At 73.9% G+C, this 14,793-nt stretch carries 13 protein-coding genes; 7 read left to right on the top strand and 6 right to left on the bottom strand.

Features of this window, described 5'->3' with window-relative positions; translation table 11 throughout:
* Positions 1 to 8 precede the first annotated feature (8 nt).
* The 3 genes from ACH4UK_RS00845 to ACH4UK_RS00835 are packed head-to-tail and all read left to right on the top strand — an operon-like array spanning position 9 to position 5,155.
* Positions 9 to 3,032 (top strand): SNF2-related protein, encoded by a 3,024-nt coding sequence (locus ACH4UK_RS00845; protein ID WP_398353942.1) that lies wholly within the window; start codon positions 9 to 11, stop codon positions 3,030 to 3,032.
* Positions 3,029 to 4,381 carry an SWIM zinc finger family protein gene (locus ACH4UK_RS00840; RefSeq protein ID WP_398353941.1) on the top strand — a complete coding sequence of 451 codons (1,353 nt, stop codon included), beginning with the start codon at positions 3,029 to 3,031 and terminating at the stop codon, positions 4,379 to 4,381. Before ACH4UK_RS00845 ends, ACH4UK_RS00840 begins: the two co-directional genes overlap by 4 nt.
* A 42-nt stretch (positions 4,382 to 4,423) precedes the next feature.
* Complete coding sequence (locus ACH4UK_RS00835) at positions 4,424 to 5,155, top strand: hypothetical protein (RefSeq protein ID WP_398353940.1); 732 nt, start codon at positions 4,424 to 4,426, stop codon at positions 5,153 to 5,155.
* A 444-nt stretch (positions 5,156 to 5,599) separates the two neighbouring features.
* On the opposite strand, the gene ACH4UK_RS00830 is transcribed toward ACH4UK_RS00835, so the two are convergent.
* The gene (locus tag ACH4UK_RS00830; RefSeq protein ID WP_398353939.1) at positions 5,600 to 6,811 is read right to left on the bottom strand and encodes a pyridoxal phosphate-dependent aminotransferase; all 1,212 of its coding nucleotides are present in this window, start codon (positions 6,809 to 6,811) and stop codon (positions 5,600 to 5,602) included.
* Between the two features lie 85 nt (positions 6,812 to 6,896).
* Between ACH4UK_RS00830 and ACH4UK_RS00825 the strand changes: the two genes are divergently transcribed.
* Positions 6,897 to 7,589, top strand: coding sequence for a winged helix-turn-helix transcriptional regulator (locus tag ACH4UK_RS00825; RefSeq protein ID WP_398353938.1), 693 nt, complete (start codon positions 6,897 to 6,899; stop codon positions 7,587 to 7,589).
* A 65-nt stretch (positions 7,590 to 7,654) separates the two neighbouring features.
* The gene (locus ACH4UK_RS00820) at positions 7,655 to 8,302 is read left to right on the top strand and encodes a uridine kinase (protein ID WP_398353937.1); all 648 of its coding nucleotides are present in this window, start codon (positions 7,655 to 7,657) and stop codon (positions 8,300 to 8,302) included.
* Positions 8,303 to 8,381: 79 nt separating this feature from the next.
* Here the strand turns inward: ACH4UK_RS00820 and ACH4UK_RS00815 are convergent, their stop codons facing one another.
* Both ACH4UK_RS00815 and ACH4UK_RS00810 read right to left on the bottom strand, forming a co-directional pair.
* Positions 8,382 to 9,293, bottom strand: a complete 912-nt coding sequence (locus tag ACH4UK_RS00815) for a carbohydrate kinase family protein (RefSeq protein ID WP_398353936.1) — start codon at positions 9,291 to 9,293, stop codon at positions 8,382 to 8,384.
* On the bottom strand, positions 9,290 to 10,261 hold the full coding sequence (locus ACH4UK_RS00810) for a pseudouridine-5'-phosphate glycosidase (protein WP_398353935.1): 972 nt from the start codon (positions 10,259 to 10,261) through the stop codon (positions 9,290 to 9,292). The genes ACH4UK_RS00815 and ACH4UK_RS00810 overlap by 4 nt, the downstream gene beginning before the upstream one ends.
* 104 nt (positions 10,262 to 10,365) lie before the next feature.
* On the opposite strand from ACH4UK_RS00810, the gene ACH4UK_RS00805 reads away from it, so the two are divergent.
* Positions 10,366 to 10,728, top strand: coding sequence for a cupin domain-containing protein (locus tag ACH4UK_RS00805; protein WP_398353934.1), 363 nt, complete (start codon positions 10,366 to 10,368; stop codon positions 10,726 to 10,728).
* 44 nt (positions 10,729 to 10,772) lie between these two features.
* On the opposite strand, the gene ACH4UK_RS00800 is transcribed toward ACH4UK_RS00805, so the two are convergent.
* The 3 genes from ACH4UK_RS00800 to ACH4UK_RS00790 form a co-directional block, all read right to left on the bottom strand.
* Positions 10,773 to 11,975 carry an MFS transporter gene (locus ACH4UK_RS00800; protein WP_398354903.1) on the bottom strand — a complete coding sequence of 401 codons (1,203 nt, stop codon included), beginning with the start codon at positions 11,973 to 11,975 and terminating at the stop codon, positions 10,773 to 10,775.
* A 225-nt stretch (positions 11,976 to 12,200) separates the two neighbouring features.
* Positions 12,201 to 12,758, bottom strand: coding sequence for a methylated-DNA--[protein]-cysteine S-methyltransferase (locus ACH4UK_RS00795; protein WP_398353933.1), 558 nt, complete (start codon positions 12,756 to 12,758; stop codon positions 12,201 to 12,203).
* A 75-nt stretch (positions 12,759 to 12,833) separates the two neighbouring features.
* Positions 12,834 to 13,709 carry a glycerophosphodiester phosphodiesterase gene (locus tag ACH4UK_RS00790; protein WP_398353932.1) on the bottom strand — a complete coding sequence of 292 codons (876 nt, stop codon included), beginning with the start codon at positions 13,707 to 13,709 and terminating at the stop codon, positions 12,834 to 12,836.
* A gap of 231 nt (positions 13,710 to 13,940) precedes the next feature.
* On the opposite strand from ACH4UK_RS00790, the gene ACH4UK_RS00785 reads away from it, so the two are divergent.
* Positions 13,941 to 14,771, top strand: coding sequence for an MHYT domain-containing protein (locus ACH4UK_RS00785; protein ID WP_398353931.1), 831 nt, complete (start codon positions 13,941 to 13,943; stop codon positions 14,769 to 14,771).
* Positions 14,772 to 14,793 lie beyond the last annotated feature (22 nt).

The raw sequence follows: 14,793 nt of genomic DNA, 5'->3' as shown, positions 1-14,793 counted from the left end.
CAGCGGAGATGACGGCACGGACGCGCGAGGGCGAGGCGTGGGACACCGAGGGCGCGCCCCGGACGGCCGACGTCGGCCGCCTGCTGCGCTGCGCGGCGGTCTTCCTGCCGGGCCCGGTGCCCAGGGACGGCCGCATCGCCTTCTGGGACCCGCACGCGGACGGTGACCCGTGGCGCGACGAGAGCGCGCCCGGACGCGACGGCACGTCCTTCGTGTACGCGGACGTCCCCGCGTCGCCCGACTCCGTCCCGTACACCCCTGCCCGGCTCACCGTTGTCCGGCCGGATCCGGCCGCGGGCCCCGGAGGCGTCCGCACCGCCGCGACGCCCGCCGCCCTGCTGTCCGTGACCGACGCGCTGCCCGTGCTCGTCCGGGCGCGTCAGCACGCGCCCGCCCACTCCGCCACCCGCTGCTGGGGCGCGGCCGCGCTGCACGCCCTCCAGCTCGTCGCCCGCGGCAGGCTCCTGCCCGGACTCACGGCGGACGGCCACGACGCCTGGCGGGCGGGCCCGCGGGACGCCGAGGACATCGCGCATCTGCGGGCGGTCGCGGCCGCCCTGCCGCCCGAGGGGCACGCGGTGCCGGTCCCGGCGTCCGAGCCGCCCCGGCTGCCCGACCCCGAGGCCCTGATCGGGTCGTTCCTGGACGCCGTCGCCGACACCTTGCCGCGCACTCCCGCCGCCGCGTTCGCGATGGGCGCGCCGTTCGCCGCCCGCGAGGCCCAGCATCTGCCCCATGCCGCGGCCTGGGCCGTGGAGGTGGCCTCGGGCCAGGACGCGGGCGTGCGGGTGTCGCTGCGCCTGGACCTCTCCGCGTACGAGCTGTTCGACACCGCCGACACCTACGCGGTCACGGCCGCCCGCGAGGAGGCCGAGGCCGCCGACGGACCCGCGCGGCCCGAGCACCCCGACGACCCGGCGGTCCGCCATGCCGCAGCGGCCGTCGTGCAGGTGCACAGCCTCGCCGACCCGACGTATGTCGTGGACGCGATCGCCCTGTGGAACGGCGGGGCGGGCGAGCCGTTCGGGCCGCGCGCCCGGGTCGACGCGGTGCTGGCGCTGCGCCGCGCGGCCCGCGTCTGGGCTCCGCTGGAACGACTCCTGGATCAGCCCGTCCCCGATGTCCTCGCGATCACCGAGGACGAGCTCTACGAGCTGCTGAGCGACGCCGGATCCCGGCTGGCCGCCGCCGGAGTCGGTGTGCACTGGCCGCGTGAGCTGGCCCGTTCGCTCACCGCTGCCGCCGTCGTGCGGCCCGCGCCCGGATCGGCCACCGACGGCACCTCGTTCTTCGACGCCGAGCAGCTGTTCGCCTTCGACTGGCAGCTGTCCCTGGGGGACGAGCGGCTGACCGAGGCCGAGATGGACACCCTGGCCGAGGCCCACCGCCCGGTGGTGCGGCTGCGCGATCAGTGGGTGGTCGTCGACCCCGACCTCGTACGCAAGGCGCGCAAGCGGGAGTTGGGGCTGCTGGACCCGGTGGACGCGCTGGCCGTCGCCCTCACCGGCAGCGCGGAGGTGGACGGCGAGCGCGTGGCCGCCGTCCCCGCCGGGGCGCTGGCCGCCCTCCGTACGCGGATCCTCAGTCAGGACATGACGATCGCGCCGCCGCCGGGCCTCGACGCGACCCTGCGCGACTACCAACTGCGCGGACTGGCCTGGCTGGACCGGATGACCTCGCTCGGGCTCGGCGGCTGCCTCGCCGACGACATGGGGCTCGGCAAGACGATCACCCTCATCGCCCTTCACCTGCACCGGGCGCACTCCTCGCCCACCCTGGTGATCTGCCCCGCCTCCCTCCTCGGCAACTGGCACCGCGAGATCAACCGCTTCGCCCCCGGCGTCCCGGTGCGCCGCTTCCACGGCACGGACCGGACCCTGAGCGATCCGGACGCCGGCTTCGTCCTCACCACCTACGGGACCATGCGCTCCAGCGCGGCCCAGCTGGCCGACCAGCGCTGGGGCCTGGTCGTCGCCGACGAGGCGCAGCACGTGAAGAATCCGCACTCCTCCACGGCCAGGGCACTGCGCACCATCCCCGCCCCGGCCCGGGTCGCCCTCACCGGCACCCCCGTCGAGAACAACCTCTCCGAGCTCTGGGCGCTGCTCGACTGGACCACGCCCGGACTGCTCGGCCCGCTCAAGGCGTTCCGGGCCCGGCACGCCCGCATCGTGGAGAACACCGACACCGCCGCGGGGCTGGGCAACGAGGAGGCGGTGGAGCGGCTGTCCCGGCTGGTGCGCCCCTTCCTCCTGCGGCGCAAGAAGTCCGACCCCGGCATCGCCCCCGAGCTGCCGCCCAAGACGGAGACCGACCACCCCGTCTCCCTCACCCGCGAGCAGGCCACGCTCTACGAGGCGGCCGTGCGCGAGACGATGGCACAGATCGAGGCGGCGGAGGGCATCGCCCGCCGCGGACTCGTCATGAAGCTGCTGTCCTCGCTCAAGCAGATCTGCAACCACCCCGCCCAGTATCTGAAGGAGGAGCCCACCCGGCTCACGGGCCGCTCCGGCAAGCTCGCCCTCCTCGACGAACTGCTCGACACGATCCTCTCCGAGGACGGCTCGGTCCTGATCTTCACCCAGTACGTGACGATGGCGAAGCTCCTCTCCGCGCACCTCGCCGCCCGTGCGATCTCCTCCCAACTGCTGCACGGCGGCACGCCGGTGCCCGAGCGGGAGCGGATGGTGGACCGCTTCCAGTCCGCCGAGGTCCCCGTCTTCCTGCTCTCCCTCAAGGCGGCCGGCACCGGACTGAACCTCACCCGCGCCGCCCATGTCGTCCACTTCGACCGCTGGTGGAACCCGGCCGTGGAGGAGCAGGCCACCGACCGGGCGTACCGGATCGGCCAGACCCAGCCCGTGCAGGTCCACCGGATCATCGCCGAGGGCACGGTGGAGGACCGGATCGGTGAACTGCTGGAGTCCAAGCGGGCCCTGGCGGACGCGGTGCTCGGCAGCGGGGAGAGCGCGCTGACCGAGCTCAGCGACCGTGACCTCGCCGACCTCGTATCGCTGCGGAGGCCCGCATGAGCCCGCGCCCGACCACCGGCCCGGCCGCCCGGAGATCGGCCCCCCGCGCCCGGCCCGGCCCGGACGATCTTCGGCGCACCTTCGAGGCGGTGCCGGCCCGCACCTCCGCCGAGGGCGAGCCGTTCGCGGACAGCTGGTGGGGCCGGGCCTGGGTGGACGCGCTGGAGTCGCTGTCGATGGACGAGTCCCGGCTCGCCCGCGGCCGTACGTACGCGGACGGCGGCCAGGTCGCCGCGATCACCGTCACCCCCGGCCGCGTGATCGCCTATGTGCACGGCAGCCGGGCCCGCCCCTACCGCGCCGAACTGCGGCTGCGCACCTTCGCCGACCCCGGCTGGAACACGCTGCTCGACGCGGTCGCCGCCCACCCCGGACACCTGTCCGCGCTGCTGGCCAAGGAGATGCCGCACTCACTGGCCGACACCGCCCAGGAGGCCGGTGTCCGGCTGCTGCCCGCCGCCGGCGACCTCGACCCCAGCTGCACCTGCCCCGACCACGGGCGGCCCTGCAAGCACGTCGCCGCCCTCTGCTTCCAGACGGCCCGGCTGCTCGACAGCGACCCGTTCGTCCTGCTGCTGATGCGCGGCCGGGGCGAGCGCGAACTGCTGGGCGAACTGGGCCGCCGCAACGCCGAACACTCCGCCCGGGAGCGCCCCGCCGCCCCCGCGGTCCCCTCGGTTCCGGCGGCGGAGGCCCTCGCCGCCCGCTTCCTGCCCCCGCTCCCGGCGCCCCTGCCGGTCCTGCCGCACCCCGGCCAGCCGCCGTCCTATCCGGATCTGCCCGGCGCCCGCGATCCGCTGGGCCTGGACCACCTCGCCACCGACGCGGCCGTCCGCGCCCACGCCCTGCTGACCACGGGCCGCGATCCGCTGGCCGGACTCACCCCGTGGCAGGACGCCGTCCGTCTCGCCGCCGCACGGCCGACCGCCGGGCTCACCGCCACCACCCGCGCGCTCTACCGGGAGCTGGCGTACGCCACCGGCCGCACCACCACCGACCTCGCCCGCGCCGTCGCCGCCTGGCGGCAGGGCGAAGCCGAGGGCCTCGCGGTCCTGGAGACGCCCTGGGACCCGCCCGCCGGGCCGTTCGACCGGGCCCGCCCCGCGCTCGCGGCCGCCGGCTTCCCGCGCTTCACGCCCTGGCGCAACCACCTCACCCACCCGGTCGGTTCGCTCCAGCTCCGCTTCGGTCGCGACCACCGCTGGTACGGCTACGAATCCGACCCCGGCGCCGACGACTGGTGGCCGCGCGCGGCCCCGGACGCCGACCCGGTGTCCGCCCTCGAAGCCCTGCTGGCCGGTGACGCCGTCCCGGACTCCGCCGGGGCCGACCCTCTGTATGTGCGGTAAACCCTTGGCCATGGGGGAGTTTCCGCTGCTAGCGTCCTCGACGTGGCGAAACTCAATCAGATCATCGCAGTGGAGAAGGGCGTCAAGTCCAAGGCGCACCAGGACCTGACGGCGGCACATCACGGCCTTCAGAAGGCCGGGCTGCTGGCCGGGATCTCCCGTACCTACCAGCCCAAGGACGAGGAGGGCGAACAGCTTCCGCCCGAGTCGACGCTGGTCCAGGTCAAGGCCGAGGACGTGCTGCGGGACACCGCGGCCACACTGACCCGGCTCTTCGATGTGACCGCCACCAAGGACTGGGCGAACTGCTCGGCCCGAGCGGACGTCAAGGTGGACGGCCGGGTGCTGGTGAGCGAGGTGCCGGTGTCGTATCTGCTCTTCCTGGAGAAGCAGTTGACCGACCTCAACACCTTCATCCGCAAGCTGCCGGTGCTGGACGCGGCCGAGGCCTGGGTGCAGGACCCGTCGACCGACTCCTGGAAGACCGAGCCGGTCCGCACGCTCCGCACGAAGAAGGTGCCCCGCAACCACGTGAAGGCGGAGGCCACCGAGAAGCACCCGGCGCAGGTCGAGGTGTACTACGAGGACATCCCGATCGGGTCCTGGACGACCGTCAAGTTCTCCGGTGCGCTGCCCGCGCGGCGCGTCAACGAACTGCTGGACCGGATCGAGAAGCTCCAGCAGGCCGTGAAGTTCGCCCGCGAGGAGGCCAACGGCGTGGACGTCGACGACCAGCGGGTGGGTGATGCGGTATTCGGTTACCTCTTCGGGTGACCGACCATGGAATCCCCGGGCGCCGTTCAAGGCGGCCGGGGTGCGCGAGGAGCGCAAAGCTGAAACTGAAGTTCGTCGTGAAGGCGCGGTTCCAGTGGAGGTTCGATTCCTCCCTCCGGCACGAGCCGGAGTAGCCCAAACAGGCAGAGGCAGACCGCCGTCAATCTCAGACTCTTGCTCCAGACTCAGCATTCGCCGCCGATCGCCGGATCGAACGGGCTCGGGCCCGCGCGCGTCGAGATGCCGGTTCAAGTCCGGCCCGCAGAGCTCCGATCTGCGGTGGTCCAAAGGCAGGACGCGACGACATCAGACTGACCCGAACCCTTAAACGTGCCGGCGTGCCCGATGGGCGGCACCTTCAGGGCCCGGAGGCCGGCTACGCCTCCGGGCCCGCTCCCGTTTCCCGGCCGGCTGATCCGACCCCGGCCGCACCGGGCGCCCGGGTCACTGCCGGTACCCGTCCAGGAAGCGGCCGATGCGGCTGATCGCCGCGTCGAGGTCGTCGGCGTACGGGAGGGTGAGGATGCGGAAGTGGTCCGGGCGCGGCCAGCTGAAGCCCGTGCCCTGCACCACCTGGATCTTCTCCCGCAACAGCAGGTCCAGCACGAACTTCTCGTCGTCGACGATGGGGTGCACCTTCGGATCGATGCGCGGGAACGCGTACAGCGCGCCCTTCGGCTTCACGCACGAGACGCCGGGGATCTCGTTGAGCCGCTCCCAGGCCCGGTCGCGCTGCTCGTGCAGCCTGCCGCCCGGCGCGACCAGCTCCCGGATGGACTGCCGCCCGCCGAGCGCGGCCTGAATGGCGTACTGCGCCGGGGCGTTGGGGCACAGCCGCATGGAGGCCAGCATGGTGAGGCCCTCCAGGTAGTTGCGGGCGTGCTGCCGCGGACCGGACACCACCATCCAGCCGGAACGGAAGCCCGCCACCCGGTACGTCTTCGACAGGCCGCTGAACGTGAGGCAGACCAGGTCCGGGGCGAGGACGGCCGCACTGTGGTGCTCGGCTCCGTCGTACAGGATCTGGTCGTAGATCTCGTCGGCGAACACCATCAGCCCATGCCGCCTGGCCAGGTCGAGAATCCCTTCGAGGATCTCGCGCGGATAGACCGCGCCGGTGGGGTTGTTCGGGTTGATGATCACGACGGCCCTGGTCCGGTCGGTGATCTTCGCGGCCATGTCGGCGAGATCCGGGTTCCAGTCGGACTCCTCGTCGCAGACGTAGTGCACGGCCTTACCGCCCGCGAGCGTGGTCACCGCCGTCCACAGCGGGAAGTCCGGAGCCGGGATCAGCACCTCGTCGCCGTCCTCCAGCAGCGCCTGCACCGCCATCGAGATCAGCTCGGAGACCCCGTTGCCGAGGAACACGTCGTCCACGCCCACCTCGGTCAGCCCCATGGCCTGGTAGCGCTGGACCACCGCGCGCCGGGCCGAGAGGATGCCGCGCGAATCGGTGTAGCCGTGCGCCTGGGGCAGCATCCGGATCATGTCCTGGACGATCTCCTCGGGGGCCTCGAAGCCGAAGAGCGCGGGGTTGCCCGTGTTGAGCCGGAGCACGCTGTGGCCCGCCTCCTCCAGGGCGTTGGCGTGCTCGATGACCGGGCCCCGGATCTCGTAGCAGACCTCGTTGAGCTTGCTGGACTGCCGGAACTCCATGCGCTGCCTCCCGAGCCGAATTGCGATACTTGGTTTTACCAAGCTTCAGCTTGGAAAGTCCAACAACATGTCTAGACTGCGTCGCATGCCACGTCAGCAGCAGCCAGCAGCACGCCCCGTCCGCCGCCGGAGCTACGACCAGTTCGACGCCACCGCCCGCGCCCTCGACTCCGTCGGCGACCGGTGGACGCTGCTGATCGTCCGTGAACTGCTGGGCGGGCCGCGCCGGTACACGGACCTGCACGCCGACCTGCCCGGCGTCAGCACGGACGTGCTGGCCTCGCGTCTCAAGGACATGGAACAGACCGGGCTGGCCCTGCGCCGCAAGCTGCCGCCCCCGTCGGCGGCGTCGGTCTACGAGCTGACCGGGCGGGGCCACGCCCTGCGGCCCGTCCTCGCCGCTCTCGCCGAGTGGGGAGCGCCCGCCCTCGCCGAGCGCCGCCCCACCGACGCGGTGCGGGCCCACTGGTCCGCGCTGCCCCTGCTCGGCGCCCTCGGCGGACTCACCCAGGAGGGCGTCATAGAAGTCCGGCTCGACGAGGGCGAGTTCCACCTCCATGTGGGTGGGGGAGCGGGGGCCGTGCCGCCGGGCGCCGCGACGTACGGCGAGGTGTACGGGTACGGTCCCGCCGACCGCCCCGACGCCCGGATCGTCCTCGACGCCGCGGTCTGCCTGGAGCTCGCGCAGGGCGGGGCGACCCTCGCCCAGGCGGTGAAGGACGGCCGCGTCGAGGTGTTCGGCGAAGGCCCGCTCGCCGCCGAACTGCGGGGGACCTGAACCACGTTCCGCCGGCCGGAGTCCTCGAGGAAGCGGCTCCGCGCGGATCCGGCGATGATGGAGCCGTGCGACTCGAAGCGATCACCTGGGAACGGCTGGCCGGTGAGCTGGCCCGGCACAGCGACGGGCTGTCCGCCGCCGACGGCGGGCCCTGGCTCGCCCTCGGCGTCGACGGCGCCCCGGCCGCCCGGACCGGCGAGACGGCCGAACGTCTGGCCCAGGAGCTGCGGCTGCTCGGGCGTGCGGTGCTCGTGGTGTCCACCGAAGGGTTCCTGCGCCCGGCGAGCCTGCGCTTCGAGTACGGGAAACAGGACCCGGACGCGTACGCCGACGGCTGGTTCGACACCGGGGCGCTGTGGCGCGAGGTGTTCGGCCCGCTGGAGGCGGGCGGCACCGGCCGGGTGCTGCCCGACCTGTGGGACCCCGCGACCGACCGGGCCACCCGCACCCCCTACCACTCCCTGCCCGAGGGCGGGGTCGTCGTCGTGCACGGCCCGTTCCTGCTGGGGCACTGGTTCCCGTTCGCGCTCAGCGTCCACCTGCGACTGTCCCCGGGTGCGCTGCGCCGGCGCACCGAGGAGTCGGAGCGCTGGACCCTGCCCGCCTTCGCCCGGTACGAGGACGAGGCGTCGCCCACGGAGCGGGCGGATGTGGTCGTCCGGGCCGACGACCCCTCGCACCCCGCCTGGTCGGGACTGCCCGGCAGCGGATGAACCGCGCACGGTGCGACACCGGCCGTCACCGACGGGCGGCTGTCGGCGTCCCGCCACGGCCGCAGGCGTCCGGCGGCAGTCAGCGGACCGGCGGCCGCCCGCCCACCGTGGCCACGGCCGCCGCCCCCGCCCGGCAGCCCTCGGCCGCCGCCGCCAGGTCGTCCGCCCCGGCCAGCAGGGCCGTGAGGAACCCCCCGGTGAACGCGTCGCCCGCCCCCGTCGAGTCGACCGGCTCACGCACCGCCGGGCCGGGAACGCGGCCGATGACCTCGCCCCCGGCGGCCACCACGGCTCCCCGCGCACCCAGGGTGACCGCGACGCGCGGGAACCACCGGCTCAACTCGGCCGCCGCGGCAGCGGGTTCGGGCAGCCCGGTGAGCAGCCGGGCCTCGTCCGCGTTCGGCAGCAGCAGCTCCGCCCCCTCCGCCAACTCCAGGAACCGCTTCGGCCCCAGCTCGCCGAGGAAACCGGCCGACGCCGGATCCACACTCACCGGAACGCCCCGCTCCACGGCGGTGCGCAGGGCGAGAAGCGCCGCTTCCCGGCTCATCGCGGCGAACAGGAGATAGCCGGAGAGATGCAGCCGCCCGACGTCCTCCAGCATCGACGGCGCGAAATCCTCTGCGGCGAGCCGCAGCACCGCCCCGCCGTCGGTCAGGAACGTACGCTCGGCCGCCGCGTCGACCAGGGCGATGACGGTCGCCGTCGGAAACTCGTCGTCCACCGCGAGGAACGCCCGCACCCCCGCCCGCTCCAGCTCCTCCCGGTGCCAGCCGGCGGACTCCGCCCCCGCCCTGGCCAGCAGCCGGACGTCCGGACACCCCGAACGCACCGCCCAGCAGGCCACGTTGGCCCCCGCACCGCCCGGCAGGGTCCGGATCCGGGCCGAGGTGTCCGTACCGTGCGCGAGCGCCGATCCGTACCGCGCCACCACGTCCGTGACCACGTCCCCCACCACCAGGAGCCCGCCGCCCCCCGCCGGACGGCTCACCGGGCGCCCGCCGCCGCGACGGCGATCCGCGCCGCGAGGGCCACGTTTCCGCGTACGGCCGCGAGGTTCGCCTCCAGCGACGCGCCCTCGGTCCGCCGCATCAGCTGGTCCAGCAGGAACGGCGTCACGCCCTGCCCCGAGATGCCCCGCTCCCGGCACGCGTCCAGCGCCTCCGCGAGTACCCGGTCGTGCAGTACCGGGTCCAACTGCTCGTGCTCCGGTACGGGGTTGGCGACGATCAGCGCGGCCTCCGGGCCGCCCAGCGCCGCCTTCGCCCGGATCACCTCCACCACGTCCTCGGGGCTGCGCACCGTCCAGTCGACCGGTTCGCCGGAGCTGCTCAGATAGAAGCCGGGGAAGTGCTCGGTGCGGTAGCCGACGATGCCGACGCCGAGGGTCTCCAGCCGCTGGAGGGTCGCCGGGACGTCGAGGATCGACTTCACCCCCGCGCAGACCACGGTGATCCCGGTGCGGGCGAGCAGCCGCAGATCGGCCGACTCGTCCTGGCTCTCGGCCCACCCCCGGTGTACGCCGCCGAGCCCGCCGGTCGCGAAGACGCCGAGGCCCGCCCGCGCCGCCAGGAACGCCGTCGCGGACACCGTCGTCGCCCCGCTCGCCCCGCCCGCGAGCGCCGGGGCGAGATCGCGGTGCCCGAGCTTGCGCACCGCCGGATCCCCGGCGATCCGCGCCAACTGTTCCGGCCCCAGGCCCACATGGGCCCGCCCGTCCAGAACGGCGACGGTGGCCGGGACGGCGCCGGCGGACCGGACCAGCCCCTCCAGCTCCAGGGCCACGGACAGATTGCGGGGGCGCGGCAGACCGTGCGCGATGATCGTCGACTCCAGCGCCACGACGGGCCGCCCGGCGCTCAGGGCGGTGCGCACCTCCGCCGAGAGCACCGGCTCGTAGGAGTTCGGTCCCGGGGTTCTCGACTCCGCGGGACGCTGGTCCGGTGGGTTCTGAGGCATGCCCCATCCCTGTCGCGGGCGGGAGGGGCGCAAACCACGGGCGGACGTCCGGTGGCGGGTCCTGGTCGCCCACCGGACGGAAGCGGTCGCTAAGGTGACCGGCCATGACGACACATGACCAGGTCAACGCCTCCTTCGCCGTGCACATCCCGGATGCCGAGCTCGTACCGGAACCCCTCGATCCGGCGCAGATCGTCTCGGGCGACCCCGTGGTGACGGGCCGGGTGCTGTGGGAATCGGCCGACGGCCGGCAGCTCCGGGGCATCTGGCAGATCACGCCCGGCGTGGTCACCGACACCGAGGCGAACGAGCTGTTCGTGGTCGTCAGCGGCCGGGCGACCGTCGCGGTCGAGGGCGGGGCCACGCTGGAGATCGGCCCGGGGGACGCCTGCGTCCTGCGCGAGGGCGACCGGACGACCTGGACCGTTCACGAGACGCTCCGCAAGGCGTACCACATCAGTCTCTGACGGCCGTGGCCGTGGCAGCCGCAGCGCGGGGCCGGCGGCGCGCGTCAGCCGCTGACCGCGCCCGGCCGCCGCAGGCTCCGGCGCAGGGCGAGCGCGGCGACCGGCAGCAGCAGCGCGGCGCCGATCGCGTTCAGGGGGCCGTACCCCCACTGGGCGACGATCACGCCGGCCGCCGCCCCGCCGACGCCCGCCGCGGCGTTCATGGTCAGGTCCGACAGCCCCTGCACGGCCGCCTGGGCGGACTGCGGCACCGCGTCGGTGAGCAGCGCGGAACCGGCGATCATCCCCGCCGACCAGCCGAGGCCCAGCACGAAGAGGCCCACCGCGGTCTGCCCGTGCCGGGGCCCCGCGGTGCCCGCGAGCAGCGCGGCGAAGCTCATCAGCCCGACGGCCAGCCCGATCACGGCCAGCCGGCCGAACCGGTCGGCCAGCCGCCCCATCACCGGTGAGAAGGCGTACATGCCCGCGATGTGCCCGCTGATGACGAGCCCGATCAGCTGGAGATCGGCGCCGTGCCGGCCCAGATCGACCGGCGTCATGACCATGATCGACACCATGGCGGTGTGCGACACGGCGACCGTCACCAGGGCCAGCTGCGCCATCGGCGACTCCCGGACGGCCTCGACCCCGGCGCGCAGGGACCGCTTCGGCGGCCCCTTCGGGCCCTCCGGTGCCAGGGCGCGGGCGGTGAGGAGCGGATCGGGGCGCAGCGCGAACGCCACGACGAGTCCGGCGAGCAGGAACACGGCGGCCGAGCACAGATAGGGCCCGGCCGCCTCGGGCACCGGCGTACCGCGGAACAGCCTGCTGGCCGGGGCCGAGATGTTGGGGCCCAGCACCGAGCCGATCGTGGTGGCCCAGACGACGGTGGAGATCGCCCGCCCCCGCCGCTCCGGCCCCACCAGGTCGGCCGCCGCGAACCGGGCCTGGAGGCCGGCCGAGGACCCCGCGCCGAACGCGGCCATGCCGAGCAGCAGCAGCGGGAAGCTGGGCAGCACCGTGGCGAGGACCACCAGCCCCCCGCCCAGCGCACCGATCAGATAGGCGAGCACCAGGCCGGGCCGGCGGCCCCGGGTGGTCATCAGGGCGGCCAGCGGCAGCGACAGCAGAGCTGTGCCGACGACGGACGCGGTGGGCGCCAGCCCGGACAGCGCCTCGGACCCGCTGACCTCGGCGGCCAGCATCGGCGCCAGGGCGATGCCGATGGCCACACCGAGGCCGCCGAGTATCTGGCTCACGATGAGCACGGCCGACGTACGGCGCTGCAGGGCGGGCAGGTCGGCGTCGGTGACCTGGGGGAAGGAGAGGGGTCGCGTCACCGGCGCAGTGTGCCATCCGCCCGGCCGCCGTGCACCCGGGTGGGTGACCGGACCCTTGCGCATGATCAACGAGACGCTCCCCCCCCGTACGCGAGACGCCCGGGAACACCGGGGACGCCCGGGAACACACGGCGCTCAAGAACCCACGACGCCCTAGAACAGCGGCTGCGGCAGGATCCCCTCCAGTGCCAGCAACTGCCGCTTGGTCTCCAGACCGCCCCCGAACCCGCCCAGCCCGCCGTCGCTCTCCACCACCCGGTGGCACGGCACCACCACCGGCAGCGGGTTGGACCCCATGGCCGCCCCCACCGCCTGCGCGCCCTCCGGGCGGCCGACCCGCGCGGCCAGCTCCCCGTACCCGACGACCGTCCCGTAGGGCACGGTGGCCGCCAGCTCGCGGAGCACCTCCCGGGGGAACCCGGCCGTCAGCGACCAGTCCAGCGCCAGCTCCACATCCTGCCGCTCGCCCGCGAAATACGCCGCGAGTCTCCGCAGGGGCTCGGCGAGCCGGGCCGAGCCGGGCGCCTCCACCGGCTCCGCGCCGAGCCGGGTCCGCAACTGGGCGAGGACCGTGTCCCGCACGGCGGGGCGGGCGTGGAAGGACACGCTCACCAGCCCCGCCTCCGTCGCGGCGAGCATCAGCGGGCCGATACCGCTGTCCAGGACGGACCACTCGACGGTCGGCTCGCCACCGACCCCGTTGCTGTTCATGCCGACCACCGTACGACCCGCCACTGACAGCGGCGGTCCCGTCGGCGCCCGACCGGCGGGGCCGCCCCGGCCGCGTCAGCTCGTCGCGTCACGCACCACGTCGGGGAAGTTGGTGATGATGCCGTCGACCCCGTGGTCACGGGCCTTCGCCGCGTCCGCCGCCTTGTTGACCGTCCACGTGTTCACGCGCAGACGCTTGCCGTGCGGGCCCTTGAGCCGCTGGACGGCGGCCACGTAGTCGGCGCCGATCGTCGCGTACGAGGGGTTGATCTGGTCGGCGAACGCCGCGTACGAGGGCAGGTCGGCCACCGCCGGGGTGCCCAGGAAGCCGGTCGTGACGTCGGGGCGCAGGCGGTGCACCTCCTTCACGCTGTCGGCGCCGAAGCTCTGGATGACCAGCCGGCTCCGCACGTGGGAGCGGTCCAGCCACCCCGACCTGCCCAGCACCCGGATGATGTCCCGCTCGATGCCCGGGTAGGTCGACGGGCTCTTGATCTCCAGGAGCAGCTTCTGCCGGTTGCGCTCCAGACGGTCCAGGAACCGCGTGAGGGTGGGCACCCGGGCCCCGGTGAACTGCGTGCCGAACCAGCTGCCCGCGTCGAGTTTCGCGAGCTCCGCCGCGGTGAAGTCCTTGACCGCCCACGGCGCCCGGTCGGGGAAGACCTGCTCGACGTCCGTCGTGCGCTTCAGGTCGGTGTCGTGCAGGACGACGAGCACGCCGTCACGGGTGCGGTGGACGTCGTTCTCGACCCAGTCGATACCGAGCGCGTTCGCGGCGTCGACGGCGGCGAGGGTGTTCTCCGGTGCGTAGCCCGATGCCCCCCGGTGGGCCACGACGACCGGGGCCGCCTGCCGCTCCGGAGCCTCGGGCCGGTCGGCGGGCAGCAGCAGGGCGCCGGCGCCGAGCAGGGCGGCGGCCGTGGTGGAGGCGGTTGCGGTGCGGACGAACACGGGGACTCCTCACGTCGGGAGAGTGCGGACACGCAGAGAGTGACAGCGGCCCGCCAACGCCCGGCGGGGAGGCGATGGCCGCGGAATGAACGGAACCTTCGGTCCCGGGGAGCACCCCTGAGCACGGCGGAAGGCCGTGGCGATAAAATGGGCTTTCTTTGTCTGCCTGCCGGGACTCGCCCCTTGGGGACGCCCCTCGACCCCGGGCTTTCTCGAAGGGCGCGTGCTCACATGCAGGGAACAGTCGACGGATTCACCTACGGCCTGGTGACTCCGGTCGCGGCGTTCCTCATGGCCGCCCTGGGAGCCGCCCTCGGACTCCGCTGCACCACCCGGTCCCTCCACGCGGCACGCTCCCACCGGGCCGGCTGGCTGGCGCTGGGCTCGCTGTCCATCGGCTCCGGTGTGTGGACGATGCACTTCGTCGCGATGACGGGCTTCACCGTCGCGGAGGCTCCGATCTCCTACGACAAGCCCCTCACCTTCGCCGGCCTGGCCATCGCCGTCGTGATGGTCGGCATCGGCATCTTCATTGTCGGGTACCGGGGCGCGACCCGCATGGCGTTGATCACCGGCGGCACCATCACCGGCCTCGGCATCGCCTCGATGCACTACCTCGGCATGGCGGGCATGCGGATGGACGCGCAGTTCGCCTACAACACGCCCCTCGTCGTCCTCTCGGTCCTGATCGCCGGGTGCGCCGCCACGGGCGCGCTGTGGGCGGCCGTCGCCGTCCGGGGGGCTCTCTCCGGCCTCGGCGCGAGCATCCTGATGGCCGTGGCGGTGACCGGGATGCACTACACCGGAATGGCCGCGCTCGACGTGCACCTGCACCTGCCGCCCACCCTGCCGTCCGACCTGTCCGCCGTCCTGCCCGGCGACCGGCCCGCCGAGATGATCGGCCCGATGCTGGCCGGCCCCGCCTGCTTCCTGCTCCTCGCCGCCGTGGTGATCCTGTTCGACCCCAGGGCCGTGATGGGCGAACGTGACCCGGACCCGTGGGCCGGGCGGAGCCCGCGGAGCACCGCTCGCGAGGGCGCGGGAGGGGCCCGGTACCGCTGATCCGGGGCCGTTGTCAGTGGCG

The sequence above is a fragment of the Streptomyces sp. NPDC020884 genome, assembly GCF_044333935.1.
GTDB lineage: Bacteria > Actinomycetota > Actinomycetes > Streptomycetales > Streptomycetaceae > Streptomyces.
Note: the sequence above shows the minus strand (reverse complement) of the source record. Positions and strands in the feature narration are given on the sequence as shown.